This window comes from Streptacidiphilus sp. BW17 (assembly GCF_041262485.1).
Classification (GTDB): Bacteria; Actinomycetota; Actinomycetes; order Streptomycetales; family Streptomycetaceae; genus Streptacidiphilus.
The window spans coordinates 49,327-63,448 of record NZ_JBGCCR010000007.1 but is presented as its reverse complement, the minus strand read 5'-3'; the positions used below and the strand labels follow the sequence as shown (position 1 = coordinate 63,448).

The following is a 14,122-nucleotide window of genomic DNA, read 5'->3' as shown; positions in this document are numbered from 1 at the left end:
CCTGGGCCTAGCCGCGCAGCTCCTTGAGCACGGTGGCGACCTGCCCGAGCGGGTCGGGGCCGACGGGCCGCAGCACCACCGTTCCGGCGCCCGCCGCGCCGAGCGCGCGGACCCCTGCCGCGGCCTTGGCCGGGGTGCCGGAGAGGGCGAAGGTCTGCTCCACCGGGCGTCCGAGCCAGGCGGCGTGCTCGGCCACGGCGCGGTGGAGCTCGGTCTCGGCGTCCGCGCCGACGCCGAGGTAGGCCAGGACGGCCAGCAGGTACGCAGGTCCCGCGCCGCCGCGCTCGGCGAGGGCACGGGCGGCGCGCAGGTCGTCCGGGCCCATGCCCTCGACGGCCAGCGTCCCGTCGGCAACCCGGCCCGCCAGCTCCAGCGACTTGGGCGAGACCACGCCGGCCAGCACCGGCGGCATCGCGTCCGGCGCGGGCGGGTGGACCAGCTCGACACCGTCCATCCGGAGCTCCCGGCCGTCGACGGTCACCCGTTCGCCACGCAGCAGTCCTCGGACGGCGGTCACCGTCTCCTCCAGCAGCGCGAGCGGTGACCGCGGCGCGACGCCGACCTGCCGCATCCACTCGCGGACGCCGTGCCCGATCCCGGCCGTGAACCGCCTGGGGAAGGCGCGCGCTAGCGTGGCGATCTCCATGGCCAGGAGGGCGGGGCTGCGCAGGGGTGCAGGCGCGATGCCGAGCCCGACCCGTATGCGTTCGGTCGCCCCCAGCGCCACGGCTGCGGCGGTCATACCGCCGTTCCAGCCCAGGTCCTCGACCACCCACAGATCGTCCACCCCGAGCGCCTCCGCATCGCGGGCGAAGGCGGCCAACCCGGCCGGGTCCCACGAGCGGTCGAACATCACACCGATCCGAAGGTCAGTCATGCCCGTATTCTCGTGCCATGAGCGAGCAGCCCGTCGAGCTTGACGCAGAAGACAAGAAGATCATCACTCTGGCCCGGTCCGCCCGGGCCCGTAATGGCGTCGCCGAGGGCGCGGCGGTCCGTGACGAGACCGGCCGCACCTATGTCGCCGGCACGGTCGCGCTGCCGTCGCTGCACCTCAGCGCGTTGCAGACGGCCGTGGCCATGGCCGTCGCCAGCGGCGCCAAGGGCCTGGAGGCAGCCGCGGTCGTCTCCGACGCCAATCACCCGGCCGACGAGGACGTCGCCGCGGTCCGCGACCTCGGCGGTGCCGGGACGTCCGTTTTCCTGGCCGGTACCGACGCCGTGGTGCGGCAGACGGTCGTCGTGGAGTAGGGCGAGTCCGGTGTAGGTCTCTTGTCGGGAGCCCCGGTCCGTTCAGGGTCGGGGCCGATGGCTCGGTGTCAGTGCGGCTTATTTCCAGTGTGGCTCGGTGTCGGTGACGGTCGGCGAGGGGGACGGGTGCGGGGCGTCGGGATCGTCTGCGGAGTGCTGTTCGTGCTCATGGGCATGGGCCACTGGCAGCAGAACCACAACTGGGGCTGGCTCGCGGCGTCGATCGCGGTCGCCCTGTTCACGCTCGTCTCCCTCTTCCAGCGGGGGAAGTAGGCGGGGGAAGTAGCCGGTGCCTCGGCGGGTGTTCCGGTCGGCGCCTTGGCGGCTCTGATCACGTCCGCTCCCCGCGTAGGGGACAATGGCCGCATGAGTTCTAGCTCCACCCAGCAGCACCGCTCGGGATTCGCCTGTTTCGTCGGGCGGCCCAACGCCGGCAAGTCGACGCTGACCAACGCGCTCGTCGGCACCAAGGTTGCGATCACCTCCGACCGTCCACAGACCACTCGGCACACCGTGCGCGGCATCGTGCACCGCCCCGAGGCGCAGCTCGTTCTGGTCGACACGCCCGGCCTGCACAAGCCCCGCACACTCCTCGGTGAGCGTCTCAACGACGTGGTGCGCGCGACCTGGGCCGAGGTCGACGTCATCGGCTTCTGCCTGCCCGCCGACCAGAAGATCGGCCCCGGCGACAAGTTCATCGCCAAGGAGATCGCCGGGATCAAGCGCCGGCCGAAGGTCGCCATCGTCACCAAGACGGACCTGGTCGACTCCAAGCGCCTGGCGGAGCAGTTGCTCGCCGTCGCGCAGCTGGGCGCGGAGTTCGGCATCGAGTGGGCCGAGATCATCCCCGTCTCCGCCAAGGACGGCCACCAGGTCGACCTGCTCGTCGACCTCCTGGTCCCGCTGCTGCCCGAGGGCCCGCAGCTGTACCCGGACGGCGACCTGACAGACGAGCCCGAACAGGTCATGGTCGCGGAGCTGATCCGCGAGGCCGCGCTGGAGGGCGTCCGCGACGAGCTGCCGCACTCGCTCGCCGTCGTGGTCGAGGAGATGCTCCCGCGCGAGGACCGTCCCGCCGACCGCCCACTGCTCGACATCCACGCCAACGTCTACATCGAGCGGCAGAGCCAGAAGGCCATCGTCATCGGTGCCAAGGGCGCGCGGCTCAAGCACGTCGGCACGGTCGCCCGTAAGCAGATCGAGGCCCTCCTCGGCACGCCGGTCTTCCTGGACCTCCACGTCAAGGTCGCCAAGGACTGGCAGCGCGACCCGAAGCAGCTGCGCAAGCTCGGCTTCTGACGCACGGTCAAAACCGCTGCTGCGCAGCCGGTTTGGCGAAGTGCGGGGGAGCACGAAAGGATGACGGGGAGACGACCCCGGAGGTGCCTCTCCCGGGTTTGACGCCCGGCGACCGGACCCGTCCCTGAGCAGTGCCTGGCCCAGGGGTGGGACCGGTTCCGGTTCCACCTCTCGCGTTCTCCGGAGTTGTGCGGAGTTCTCCAGGGCCCTCCGGATCAGACGGTGCTCAGGACCAGTCCTATCAGGGAGCGCTGACTCTCCGTCAGCTGTGGCTCCGTGCAGTAGCCCGTGGGGCGGCCGTCCACCGTGATGGCGTACTGGTAGCCGTGCGGCCCGGCCAGGATCGGGTTGCGGGTGCAGGCGCCGAGGGCCTCCCGGACGATGGCGTGGATGTGCGGGGCATCCGGCCGCCCCTCCGTGTCCAGCAGGGCCCGGTGCTCGTTCGCGGCGGACCCGTCCGTACGGGTGACCAAGATGCGCATAGTAATCAGTGTGCTCCGTGCAGCAACGAAAATGGAGCCCCGAAAGGCCTTGACTCTTGCTGAGTGATCACTCGATCACCAATCGCTCAGGACTCGCTCACCGCTTGACCGTTCCGGACGGGCGTCTCACAGAGCGGAACGCTCGCCTCATGAACTCGGTGTCGCGAAGTCGTTGGGTTACTCTGGGCTGCATCATGCGTTACGGGCTGCTTCTTCTTAGCTGCCGCGGCGAGGGCCCGAGTTGATCGAGGCCGACTCCCTCGCCGCGGGGGTGGGTGCTGCGCGTTTGTGACTCCGCAGCTCGTCGGCCGCCTCTCGGAGCGACAGACGCCACAGGAGACGAACCCACCATGACCCAGCAGCCCTTCAACGAGCGCCCCACCCCGATCACCGCCGCGACCGTCCGGCAGCAGCCCTCGGGGATGCCGTTCCAGCGCTACGTACCGTTCGGCGCCGTCGACCTGCCGGACCGCACCTGGCCGGGCAAGGTCATCACCAAGGCGCCGCGCTGGCTGTCCACGGACCTGCGGGACGGCAACCAGGCCCTGATCGACCCGATGTCGCCGGCGCGCAAGCGGGCCATGTTCGACCTGCTGGTCAAGCTGGGCTACAAGGAGATCGAGGTCGGCTTCCCCTCGTCCGGCGCCACCGACTTCGACTTCGTGCGCTCCATCATCGAGGAGGGCGCGATCCCCGAGGACGTGACCATCTCCGTCCTGACCCAGGCCCGCGAGGAGCTGATCGAGCGCACGGTGGAGTCGCTGCGCGGCGCGCCCCGGGCCACGGTCCACCTGTACAACGCCACCTCGCCGCTGTTCCGCCGGGTGGTCTTCCACGCCTCCAAGGACGAGATCAAGCAGATCGCCGTCGACGGCACCCGTCTGGTGATGGAGTACGCCGAGAAGATCCTGGGCGACGACACGATCTTCGGCTACCAGTACTCGCCGGAGATCTTCATCGACACCGAGCTGGACTTCGCACTGGACGTCTGCGAGGGCGTCATGGACGTCTGGCAGCCCGGCGAGGGCCGCGAGATCATCCTGAACCTGCCGACCACGGTCGAGCGCTCCACGCCGAACGTCTACGCCGACAAGATCGAGTGGATGTCGCGCAACCTGTCGCGCCGCGAGTTCGTCGCGCTGTCCACCCACCCGCACAACGACCGCGGTACGGGTGTCGCCTCCGCCGAGCTGGCCGTGATGGCCGGCGCCGACCGCGTCGAGGGCTGCCTGTTCGGGCAGGGCGAGCGGACCGGCAACCTGGACCTGGTCAACGTCGCGCTGAACCTGTTCTCGCAGGGAGTCGACCCCGAGGTCGACCTGTCGCAGATCGACGAGGTCCGGCGCACCTGGGAGTACTGCAACCAGATGTCGATCGCCGAGCGCCACCCGTACGTCGGCGACCTGGTCTACACGTCCTTCTCCGGTTCGCACCAGGACGCGATCAAGAAGGGCTTCGACGCGCTGGAGGCCGACGCCAAGGCGGCGGGCCACCCGGTCGGGGAGCACACCTGGGGCGTCCCGTATCTGCCGATCGACCCGAAGGACGTGGGTCGCTCGTACGAGGCGGTCATCCGGGTCAACAGCCAGTCGGGCAAGGGCGGCGTCTCCTACGTCCTGAAGAACGACCACAGCCTGGACCTGCCGCGCCGGATGCAGATCGAGTTCTCGCGGATCATCCAAGCCAAGACGGACGCCGAGGGCGGCGAGGTCACCCCGACGCAGATCTGGGACTCGTTCGAGAACGAGTACCTGCCCACCCCGGCGACCCCCTGGGGCCGGATCCAGCTGCGTTCGCACCAGGCGTCCTCGACGGCCGACGGCACCGACACCATCACCGTGGACGCGACGGTCGACGGCGCGGACATCACCCTGTCCGGCACGGGTAACGGCCCGGCCGACGCGTTCGTCGCCGCGCTGGCCCAGGTCGGCGTCGACGTACGGGTCCTGGACTACGCGGAGCACACCATGAGCCAGGGCGCGGACGCCCGCGCCGCGGCGTACTGGGAGTGCGCGGTCGACGGCAAGGTCGTCTGGGGCGTCGGCATGGACACCAGCATCGTCCGCGCGTCGATCAAGGCGATCGTCTCTGCGGTCAACCGCGCACAGCGGTAGTCACCCCGTACGTACGCCCGCACCAGGGGCGTGGGATCCCGCACACCGCGCGGTCCCGCGCCCCTGGTGCGCGTCCGGGCGGGGCGACACAAGGCCCGAGACCTGCCGTCCCAAAGCGTTCCCGGGGTACTGACAGGCCGTCATCCGCGTGGCAGCATCTTTGGTCAACCGACATCGAGGTCGGCCGACGCAGTCGGGAGCGCGCCGTGACGCACGTGGTCGCTGTCTCAGCCCGGTGGCACACCGAGCTTCTTGGGGAGTTCTACTGCCTCGCCTGCGGAGGCGACCGTAACTACCGCAGACAGCGCGGGCGGAACTGGCTGCGGGTGGCGGGGATCCCGCTGCTGCCGCTGCGGCGGGCGGCCGCGACGCTCCAGTGCACCTCGTGCCGGGCGCGCTACGGGCTGGACACCCTGGCGCATCCGACCTCCAGCCAGCTGCTGTCGATGCTGCGCAACGCCCACCATGCCGTCGCGCTCGCGGTCCTGGCCGCGTCCGGCGGCGACTCCGCCGCGCCCGCGGTGCGGGACGCGGCTTTGGCGGGGCTGCGCGAGGCGGGCTTCACGGACCTGGACGCGGACGGGCTGCTGGCTGGGTTGGCCGGGTTGGCCGGGATGGCCGAGTCGGACGGCGAGGGCGACGGGGAGGGCGGCGCAGACCTGGACGAGGACGGGGACGACCTGCTCGGCGAACTCTGTGGCTGCGGCAGCGCCCTCGTCGTCGAACTGCACACCGCGATCGAGCCGCTCGCGCCGCACCTGCTCGGGCCGGGGCTGACCCGGCTACTGACCCAGGGCGCGGTGATCGCGCTCGCCGACGGGCCCTACCGGCCCGACGAGCGGGCCACGCTGCGGGCGGTCGGGCAGTGCCTCGGGCTCAGCAGCGACGAGATCGACGCCACCCTGGCCGCCGCCGCCCGGACCCCGCGCTCCTGAACCGTTAGGCCTCCTGAACCGGTAGGTCTCCAGCAGGGTCCAGAATGGTCCCATGAGTCTGATCCGGGATGACGGAGTGGTGCTGCGCACCCAGAAACTGGGCGAGGCGGACCGGATCATCACCCTGTTGACCCGGGAGCACGGCCGGGTCCGTGCCGTCGCGCGCGGTGTGCGCAAGACGAAGTCGAAGTTCGGCGCCCGGCTGGAGCCGTGCAGCCATGTCGACGTGCAGTTCTTCTGCCGGGGCGAGGAGCTGGTCGGTCGGCATCTGGCGCTCTGCACGCAGGTCGAGACGATCGCGCCCTACGGCGGCCGGATAGCCGTGGACTACGACCGGTGGACCGCCGCCTCGGCCATGCTGGAGACCGCCGAGAGGTTCACCGAGAACGAGGGCGAGCCCGCGGTCCAGCAGTACCTGCTGCTGATCGGCGCGCTGCGGACCCTGGCAGGCGCGGACCACGAGCCGCACCTGGTGCTGGACGCGTTCCTGCTCCGGTCGCTCGCGGTCAACGGGTACGCGCCCTCCTTCGCTGCCTGCGCCAAGTGCGGCCTTCCCGGGCCGAATCGGTTCTTCTCGGTGCAGACCGGCGGTTCCCTGTGCGGTGACTGCCGGGTACCGGGGAGTGTCGTACCCTCCCCTGAGACACTGGAGCTGCTCGGCGCGCTGCTGTCCGGCGACTGGGCGACCGCGGACGCGTGTGAGCCGCGCCACCGGCGTGAGGGCAGCGGCCTGGTCGCCGCCTACGTCCAGTGGCACCTGGAGCGGGGTCTGCGTTCCCTCAAGTACGTGGCCCACTGACAGGCACGCCCAGGAGTACGAGCAGGCACGCCCAGCAGTACCCAGCAGTACCGAGCAGTACCGAGAGAACACGAAGTACCGAGAGAAGAAGCAGGGGCACATGGCTACGGCACGGCGCGGACTCTTCGGCAGCAGGCGGACCCGGGAGTACCTCCCGCCCACCCCGCACCCGAGCGGTGCCCGGCCGCCCAAGATCCCGGGCGAGCTGGTCCCGGAGCACGTCGCCATCGTGATGGACGGCAACGGGCGCTGGGCCAAGGAGCGCGGCCTGCCGCGCACGGAGGGGCACAAGGTCGGTGAGGGCGTAGTCCTCGACGTGCTCAGGGGCTGCCTGGAGCTGGGAGTCAAGAACCTCTCGCTCTACGCCTTCTCCACCGAGAACTGGAAGCGCTCGCCCGACGAGGTCCGCTTCCTGATGAACTTCAACCGTGACGTCATCCACCGCCGCCGCGACGAGATGAACGCCATGGGCATCCGGATCCGCTGGGCCGGCCGGATGCCGAAGCTGTGGAAGTCGGTGGTCCAGGAGCTCCAGGTCGCCGAGGAGATGACCCGCGACAACGACGCCATGACGCTGTACATGTGCGTCAACTACGGCGGTCGCGCCGAGATCGCGGACGCGGCGGCGGCGCTGGCCAAGGACGTGGCCGAGGGTCGGCTGGACCCGTCCAAGGTCAACGAGAAGACCCTCGCGCGCTACATGTACCACCGCGACATGCCGGACGTGGACCTCTTCATCCGCCCGAGCGGTGAGCAGCGCACGTCCAACTTCCTGATCTGGCAGTCCGCCTACGCCGAGATGGTGTTCCAGGACGTGCTCTGGCCGGACTTCGACCGGCGCGACCTGTGGCGGGCCTGCGAGGAGTTCGCGATGCGCGACCGCCGCTACGGCGGGGCGCTGCCGAACGCGGTGTCGGGCGCGGAGTCGAGCGCGGTGTCGGATGCCGCCTCGGACGACACCGGCCCGAGCGAGTTGGCGAGCGTGCCTGCTCAGGCCTCGGAAGACGCCTGAGCCTGCGCCTGCGCCGAAGCCGCCTGAGCTGCGCAGTCGGCGCAGGTACCGAAGATCTCCAGGGTGTGGGCCACGTCGACGAAGCCGTGGTCGGCGGCCACGCCCTCGGCCCAGCGCTCCACCGCCGGGCCCTCCACCTCGACCGTCCGGCCGCAGGAGCGGCAGACCAGGTGGTGGTGGTGACCGCTGCTGCACCGGCGGTAGACGGCCTCGCCGTCGTCGGTGCGCAGCACGTCGATCTCCCCGGCGTCGGCGAGCGACTGCAGGGTGCGGTAGACCGTGGTCAGGCCGACCGAGTCGCCCCGGTGCTTGAGCAGGTCGTGTAGCTCCTGCGCGCTGCGGAAGTCGTCGATCTCCGCGAGCAGCGAGGCAACGGCGGTGCGCTGACGGGTCGACCGGGCGGGGGACGACGTGTTCGCGGGGGTCACCGGCTCTCCTGCGGCTCTCGAACGGATGGGGCGGGAAGGGAAACAGGGTGGGCGGGGCGGCTCCAAGGAGTCTCCCCGCCGCCATTCTGCCAGTTCGGGCCGTCGACAGCGCCGTACCTGCGGATGAGGCGGCGGATGAGCTTTCGGACGAGGTCCCGGACGGGCTTTCGGACGACGTTTCCGGATGAGGCGGTGTTCCCGGGCCGCCGACCGGCTGGAAATCTCCACCGCGAACGCGCGACCATCGATGTGAAACGTCCCCCGCGAGGGCCGGTAGCCTGTGGTATCCGCGTGCATGGAAATCCATCCTTGACCGCCTTCGTCGTACCTGAAGAGAGCACTGTGGCCGCCGACAAGATCGACACCATCGTCAGCCTGAGCAAGCGCCGTGGCTTCGTCTATCCCTGCAGTGAGATCTACGGCGGTCAGCGTGCCGCCTGGGACTACGGGCCGCTGGGCGTGGAGCTCAAGGAGAACATCAAGCGTCAGTGGTGGCGGGCGATGGTCACCGGGCGTGAGGACGTGGTGGGTCTGGACTCCTCGGTGATCCTGGCCCGCGAGGTCTGGGAGGCCTCCGGCCACGTCGCCACCTTCAACGACCCGCTGACCGAGTGCACCTCCTGCCACAAGCGCTACCGTGCCGACCACCTGGAGGAGGCGTACGAGGCCAAGCACGGCCGCCTGCCCGCCAACGGCCTGGCCGACGTGAACTGCCCGAACTGCGGCACCAAGGGCCAGTTCACCGAGCCCAAGCAGTTCTCCGGGATGCTGAAGACCCACCTCGGTGTGACCGAGGACGCCGCCGGCCTGGCGTACCTGCGCCCGGAGACCGCGCAGGGCATCTTCATCAACTTCGCCGCCGTGCAGACCACCTCGCGCAAGAAGCCGCCGTTCGGCATCGCCCAGACCGGCAAGTCCTTCCGCAACGAGATCACGCCGGGCAACTTCATCTTCCGTACGCGTGAGTTCGAGCAGATGGAGATGGAGTTCTTCGTCAAGCCGGGCGAGGACGAGAAGTGGCACGAGTACTGGCTGCAGGAGCGCTGGGACTGGTACACCGGCCTCGGCCTGCGCGAGGAGAACATCCGCTTCTACGAGCACGCCAAGGAGAAGCTGTCCCACTACGCCAAGCGCACGGTGGACATCGAGTACCGCTTCAACTTCGGTGGCAACGAGTTCGGTGAGCTGGAGGGCATCGCCAACCGCACCGACTACGACCTGGCCTCGCACAGCGAGGCCTCCGGCGTCGACCTCAAGTACTTCGACCAGGACGCCGGCGAGCGCTGGTACCCGTACGTCATCGAGCCGGCCGCCGGTGTGAACCGCGCCATGCTGGCCTTCATGATCGACGCCTACCGCGAGGACGAGGCGCCGAACGCGAAGGGCGTCATGGAGAAGCGCGTCGTCATGCGCCTTGACCCGCGCCTGGCCCCGGTCAAGGTCGCGGTCCTGCCGCTGTCCCGCAACGCCGACCTCTCGCCGAAGGCGCGCGGCCTCGCCGCGGACCTGCGCAAGCACTGGAACGTCGAGTTCGACGACGCCGGTGCGATCGGGCGTCGTTACCGCCGCCAGGACGAGATCGGCACGCCGTTCTGCATCACCGTCGACTTCGACACCCTCGAGGACAACGCGGTGACGATCCGGGAGCGCGACACCATGGAGCAGACGCGCGTGTCGCTGGACCAGGTGCAGCAGTTCCTGGCGCCGCGGCTCATCGGCTGCTGATTCTTCGCTCGTAGAGGTCGTTGCACTACCTAGTCGTTGCACTCCGCCAGGGGCGCGGGGAACTGCGCGACAAGCCACCGTGTGTGGTGAGTCGCTCAGCGAACAGGGCCATCCCGACAGGGTGGTTGTTCGCGCAGTTCCCCGCGCCCCTGTTCGCTATCGCGACCAGCCCGCGCGGACCCGCAGTTGCTCGGTGATCCCGGCCGCGCTCGTCGCCGCGACCCGGTCCGCGACGCACGGCGTGCCCAGCGCAAGCCAGAAGCCGCCCGCCGTGGTGATCGCCTCCGCGCTGACCTTGCTCGTCACGTGCCTGCTGCCCCTCGCGAAGAGGACCTGCGGTGGCTCGCCACCTCGCGGAACGTGTCCCCAGGCCAGGACCGAGCGGACGCCGTCGCGTTCGCCGCGTCGGGCGCCGCGCAGCAGGTGGGTGGCGAAGGCGGACTCGACCATCACGTCCAGCAACAGGCCGTTGTTGTAGATCTCCAGCGCGCGGCGTCCCCGTGTGCCCCGCGCGAAGCGGACCGACCAAGGGGAGTCGAGCAGGCGCAGGCCGCGGAACTCCAGGTCCAGCGCGCTGAGTTCGGAGCTGCCCACGGTGCCCTCCCAATGTTCGGTGCCAGTTCGCTGCCACCGTCGAACTCCACAGTGGCGGAGCAGGGTTGCCGGCGCGGTAGCGTGCGACCCCGAATCGGGGGTGGTGCCAGGTACACCCTGAGACGGTCTCAGGGTTCAGAGCGCCAGCCGATCTTCGCCCTCTAACCTGGGCGCATGCCCCTCCTCACGGCGACCCGCACGGCGGTGCGCACCCTCTTCGCCCCCTACGGGCGCCAGGGTCTGCGCGACATCGCCTTTCTCGCGACGGCGGTGTTGCCGACCCTGGTGCCGGCCGCCGTCTTCGTGAGCGGGCCGAGCAGCGTCACCGGGGTCCTGGTCCCGGCGCTCGTGCTTGTGCTGCTGCCCTGGCTGACCCTGATTCAGCGCAGCCGGTTCGCCTCGCTGCTGAAGCTGGAGATCCCGGCCATTCCCGCGCCCGAGCCGCGCTGGCGGTGGATCGTCGCCGAGACGACCTGGCGGCAGGTGCTCTACCACCTGCTGGTCAACGCGCTGGTCGCGGTCTACGCGGTGGGTGTGCTCTTCGTCTGGGCCGCCGGGTGGGTGCTGGTCAGCGTCCCGGCCTGGTACTGGGCCTTGCCGCGAGGCTCGCACACGGTGCTGACCAAGCACGGTGTGACCCTGGGCATCGTCCTCGGGGCGCTCGCCCTGGTGGTGGTGCCGTGGTTGGCATGGCTCGGGCGGTGGGCGGACACCCGCGCCGCCGCCGGACTGCTCGGGCCGAACCGGGTACGGGAGTTGGCCCGCCGGGTCGAGGATCTGGCGGAGAGCCGGGCCGAGGTCGTGGACGCCGCCGACGCCGAGCGCCGCCGGATCGAACGCGACCTGCACGACGGTGCGCAGCAGCGGCTGGTCTCGCTGGCGATGAATCTCGGGCTGGCCCGCCGGACGCTGAAGAACCTCCCGCCGGAGGAGCAGGCAGTGCGGGCGATGACCGTGATCGACGAGGCGCACGACGAGGCACAGGCCGCCATCACCGAGCTGCGCGACCTGGTCCGCGGCCTGCACCCGGTGATCCTGGAGGACCGGGGCCTGGATGCCGCGCTCTCCGGGATCGCGGCGCGGGCGCCGCTGCCGGTCCGGTTGGACGTCCGGATGGACCGCCGGGCGGACCCGGCGGTCGAGGCGGTGGCGTACTTCGTGGTGTCCGAGGCACTGGCCAACATCGCCAAGCACGCCCGGGCCTCGCGGGCGGAGGTCACCGTGCGGACGCAGGGACAAGGCCTGGTCGTCACCGTGGCCGACGACGGCGTGGGCGGGGCGGACCCGGCCAAGGGGAGCGGCCTGGTCGGGCTGCGCCAGCGCGCCGCGTCGGTGGACGGGACCCTGCAGATCACCAGCCCCCTCGGGGGCCCGACAACCCTGATTGTGGAGCTTCCGTGCGTGCTGTGATCGCCGAGGATTCCGTCCTGCTCCGGGCCGGACTGGTCAAGGTCCTTGAGGCCGTGGGCTACACGGTGGTGGCCGCCGTCAACGACGCCGAGCAGCTGCTGACGGCGGTGGACGAACACACACCGGACGTGGTGGTCACGGACGTGCGGATGCCGCCGGGCTTCACCGACGAGGGCGTGCGGGCGGCGCTGCTGATCCGCCGTCAGTACCCGGCCATGCCGGTGCTGCTGCTCTCCCAGTACGTCGAGGAGCGCTACGCCGCCGACCTGTTGACCGGCAACAACCGGGGCGTGGGCTACCTGCTCAAGGAGCGGGTGGCCAATGTCGACGACTTCCTCGACGCGCTGGAACGCGTGGCCGCGGGCGGGACCGCACTCGACCCCGAGGTGGTGTCGCAGTTGCTGCTGCGCCGCCAGAGCGGGCCGCTGGACCAACTGACCCCGCGTGAGCGGGAGGTCCTGTCGCTGATGGCGGAGGGCCGCTCCAACCAGGCGATCGCGCGGGGGCTGGTGGTCAGCGAGAGCGCGGTGGCCAAGCACATCAACAACATCTTCATGAAGCTCGGGCTGGCTCCGACGGACGGAGAACACCGCCGAGTCAAGGCCGTGCTCCGGTTCCTGGAGTCGGGGGACGGCTCGTGACGCCGCGGCGCGGCCTCTGGTACGGGCTGGCGACGCTGGTCGTGGTCGGGCTGTCCGCGAGCTTCGTCGTCAGCCTGCTGGTGCAGCAGCAGGCCACCGACGTCCGCAGCTACCCCCACGACACCGTCACCGCCGTCGACGTGGTCGCGCCGGGAGCGGCGGTGGTCATCCAGCCCGGGCCCGGCGGCCAGGCACAGGTCACGGAGAACCTGCGCTGGTTCACCGACCGGCCGCATGTGTCGCAGAGCTTCGACCCGAAGACCGGCATGCTCAGCATCCAGGCCGACTGCAAGAGCGCGAAGTTCCTCACCGGCGGTGGGTGCAGCGTCGAGTTGGACATCTCCGTGCCTCCGACGGCCTCGGTGCACGCGGTCAGCGACTCGGGCGCGACCACCGTCAAGCAGATGGCCGGACCGGTGGACGTACAGACCGCCTCCGGCGCGATCGAGTCGGACGGCGTCTCCGGGCAGGTGTCCGCCCGGGCGGACAGCGGTGCCATCACGGCCAATGCCCTGCTCTCCGACGACGTCGCGGCCACGGCGACCTCAGGCGCGATCACGCTGGACTTCGCCGCGCCGCCCGCCACCGTCACCGCCGGGGTGACCTCGGGCGCGCTCGACGTCCAACTGCCGCGCGGCACGCAGTACCGGGTGGTGAGCACCGCCGGGAGCGGGCCGGCAGACGTGGACCCGGGCCTCAGCTCCACCAGCGCGGTCGACACCGTCACCACCTCGTCGACCAGCGGTGAGGTCGCCATCGGCTACCGCTGACGCTGGGCGAACGGGTCAGGCCAGCCGCTCACGGGCCTCCATCAGCGCGAAGCCCAGCAGGTTGAGGCCACGCCAACGGTCGGGGGCGTTGGCCGCGTCGTCGGTGGCGGCGAGGCCGATGCCCCAGACCCGGTCCACCGGGCTGGCCTCGACCAGCACCCGGTTGCCCGTGCCGAGCAGGTACGCGCGCAGCGCCTCGTCCTGGCCGAACTTGGCGATGTTGCCCTGCACCACCAGCTCGAACCTCCCGGCCGCCCAGCGCTCCTCGTCGAAGCCGGAGACCTTGCGGCCCAGCACCTTGGCCTCGGCCGGTGTGCGGGCCGCGAGTATCGCCGGGACCGACGCCTCGTCACCGAAGAGGCGCGCCTTGGCCGCCATCATCCAGTGCTCGGCGCTGCGGTACTCGACGCCGTCGACGGTGAAGCGGCAGGGCCACCACTGACTCAGCGACCCCGGTCCGACGGAACCGTCCTTCTGCGGCCGATGCCCCCAGAACATCAGCCACTTAGGGCGGGCTCCCGCCGCGACCAGGGCCGCCAGCTGCTCCCGGCTACGGGCTCGTGCCGGGTGGTCGTGGGCCGAGTTCTCGCTGACCGGGGTCTCGTTCGCGTTCATGGGAGAGATCCTGGCAGCACCCACTGACAGGTCGCCAAGGGTTATCC

General features: G+C 70.5%; 15 protein-coding genes. 10 read left to right on the top strand and 5 right to left on the bottom strand.

Annotated features, from left to right (window positions below; all coding sequences use genetic code 11):
• Positions 1-7: 7 nt before the first annotated feature.
• A complete protein-coding gene (locus ABH940_RS10950; protein ID WP_370063473.1) occupies positions 8-877 on the bottom strand; it encodes an LLM class flavin-dependent oxidoreductase in 870 nt (289 codons plus the stop codon).
• A 17-nt stretch (positions 878-894) separates the two neighbouring features.
• Between ABH940_RS10950 and ABH940_RS10945 the strand changes: the two genes are divergently transcribed.
• Positions 895-1,251 (top strand): cytidine deaminase, encoded by a 357-nt coding sequence (locus tag ABH940_RS10945; protein WP_370063475.1) that lies wholly within the window; start codon positions 895-897, stop codon positions 1,249-1,251.
• A 366-nt stretch (positions 1,252-1,617) separates the two neighbouring features.
• Positions 1,618-2,550 (top strand): GTPase Era, encoded by a 933-nt coding sequence (gene era / locus ABH940_RS10940; protein ID WP_370063477.1) that lies wholly within the window; start codon positions 1,618-1,620, stop codon positions 2,548-2,550.
• Positions 2,551-2,765: 215 nt separating this feature from the next.
• Here the strand turns inward: era and ABH940_RS10935 are convergent, their stop codons facing one another.
• Entirely contained in the window at positions 2,766-3,032 is a 267-nt protein-coding gene (locus ABH940_RS10935) for a hypothetical protein (RefSeq protein WP_370063479.1), read from the bottom strand.
• A 350-nt stretch (positions 3,033-3,382) separates the two neighbouring features.
• On the opposite strand from ABH940_RS10935, the gene leuA reads away from it, so the two are divergent.
• From leuA to ABH940_RS10915, 4 genes are all read left to right on the top strand, one after another.
• Positions 3,383-5,146, top strand: a complete 1,764-nt coding sequence (gene leuA, locus ABH940_RS10930; RefSeq protein WP_370063481.1) for a 2-isopropylmalate synthase — start codon at positions 3,383-3,385, stop codon at positions 5,144-5,146.
• 206 nt (positions 5,147-5,352) lie between these two features.
• Positions 5,353-6,081: a TerB family tellurite resistance protein gene (locus ABH940_RS10925; protein ID WP_370063483.1), complete on the top strand. Its 729-nt coding sequence runs from the start codon at positions 5,353-5,355 to the stop codon at positions 6,079-6,081.
• Positions 6,082-6,133: 52 nt separating this feature from the next.
• Positions 6,134-6,880: a DNA repair protein RecO gene (gene recO, locus ABH940_RS10920; RefSeq protein ID WP_370063485.1), complete on the top strand. Its 747-nt coding sequence runs from the start codon at positions 6,134-6,136 to the stop codon at positions 6,878-6,880.
• Positions 6,881-6,980: 100 nt separating this feature from the next.
• On the top strand, positions 6,981-7,892 hold the full coding sequence (locus ABH940_RS10915) for an isoprenyl transferase (protein WP_370105132.1): 912 nt from the start codon (positions 6,981-6,983) through the stop codon (positions 7,890-7,892).
• Here ABH940_RS10915 and ABH940_RS10910 read toward each other — a convergent pair.
• On the bottom strand, positions 7,871-8,320 hold the full coding sequence (locus ABH940_RS10910) for a Fur family transcriptional regulator (protein ID WP_370063489.1): 450 nt from the start codon (positions 8,318-8,320) through the stop codon (positions 7,871-7,873). The genes ABH940_RS10915 and ABH940_RS10910 overlap by 22 nt on opposite strands.
• Positions 8,321-8,662: 342 nt before the next feature.
• Here ABH940_RS10910 and ABH940_RS10905 point away from each other — a divergent pair, with 342 nt between their 5' ends.
• Positions 8,663-10,045 carry a glycine--tRNA ligase gene (locus tag ABH940_RS10905; RefSeq protein WP_370063808.1) on the top strand — a complete coding sequence of 461 codons (1,383 nt, stop codon included), beginning with the start codon at positions 8,663-8,665 and terminating at the stop codon, positions 10,043-10,045.
• A gap of 156 nt (positions 10,046-10,201) precedes the next feature.
• On the opposite strand, the gene ABH940_RS10900 is transcribed toward ABH940_RS10905, so the two are convergent.
• On the bottom strand, positions 10,202-10,639 hold the full coding sequence (locus ABH940_RS10900; protein ID WP_370063491.1) for a hypothetical protein: 438 nt from the start codon (positions 10,637-10,639) through the stop codon (positions 10,202-10,204).
• Positions 10,640-10,813: 174 nt separating this feature from the next.
• On the opposite strand from ABH940_RS10900, the gene ABH940_RS10895 reads away from it, so the two are divergent.
• From ABH940_RS10895 to ABH940_RS10885, 3 genes are read left to right on the top strand one after another with little or no spacing between them, the layout of a single operon-like run.
• Complete coding sequence (locus tag ABH940_RS10895) at positions 10,814-12,049, top strand: histidine kinase (RefSeq protein WP_370063493.1); 1,236 nt, start codon at positions 10,814-10,816, stop codon at positions 12,047-12,049.
• The gene (locus ABH940_RS10890; RefSeq protein ID WP_370063495.1) at positions 12,037-12,690 is read left to right on the top strand and encodes a response regulator transcription factor; all 654 of its coding nucleotides are present in this window, start codon (positions 12,037-12,039) and stop codon (positions 12,688-12,690) included. Before ABH940_RS10895 ends, ABH940_RS10890 begins: the two co-directional genes overlap by 13 nt.
• Entirely contained in the window at positions 12,687-13,460 is a 774-nt protein-coding gene (locus tag ABH940_RS10885; protein WP_370063497.1) for a DUF4097 family beta strand repeat-containing protein, read from the top strand. The genes ABH940_RS10890 and ABH940_RS10885 overlap by 4 nt, the downstream gene beginning before the upstream one ends.
• 15 nt (positions 13,461-13,475) lie before the next feature.
• Here ABH940_RS10885 and ABH940_RS10880 read toward each other — a convergent pair whose 3' ends face one another.
• Positions 13,476-14,075 (bottom strand): NADAR family protein, encoded by a 600-nt coding sequence (locus ABH940_RS10880; RefSeq protein WP_370063499.1) that lies wholly within the window; start codon positions 14,073-14,075, stop codon positions 13,476-13,478.
• Positions 14,076-14,122 lie beyond the last annotated feature (47 nt).

Coding starts and splice junctions, on each gene's coding strand:
- ABH940_RS10950 (WP_370063473.1), bottom strand. CDS start 877: ATGACTGACCTTCGGATCGGTGTGATGTTCGACCGCTCGTGGGACCCG.
- ABH940_RS10945 (WP_370063475.1), top strand. CDS start 895: ATGAGCGAGCAGCCCGTCGAGCTTGACGCAGAAGACAAGAAGATCATC.
- era (WP_370063477.1), top strand. CDS start 1,618: ATGAGTTCTAGCTCCACCCAGCAGCACCGCTCGGGATTCGCCTGTTTC.
- ABH940_RS10935 (WP_370063479.1), bottom strand. CDS start 3,032: ATGCGCATCTTGGTCACCCGTACGGACGGGTCCGCCGCGAACGAGCAC.
- leuA (WP_370063481.1), top strand. CDS start 3,383: ATGACCCAGCAGCCCTTCAACGAGCGCCCCACCCCGATCACCGCCGCG.
- recO (WP_370063485.1), top strand. CDS start 6,134: ATGAGTCTGATCCGGGATGACGGAGTGGTGCTGCGCACCCAGAAACTG.
- ABH940_RS10915 (WP_370105132.1), top strand. CDS start 6,981: ATGGCTACGGCACGGCGCGGACTCTTCGGCAGCAGGCGGACCCGGGAG.
- ABH940_RS10895 (WP_370063493.1), top strand. CDS start 10,814: ATGCCCCTCCTCACGGCGACCCGCACGGCGGTGCGCACCCTCTTCGCC.
- ABH940_RS10880 (WP_370063499.1), bottom strand. CDS start 14,075: ATGAACGCGAACGAGACCCCGGTCAGCGAGAACTCGGCCCACGACCAC.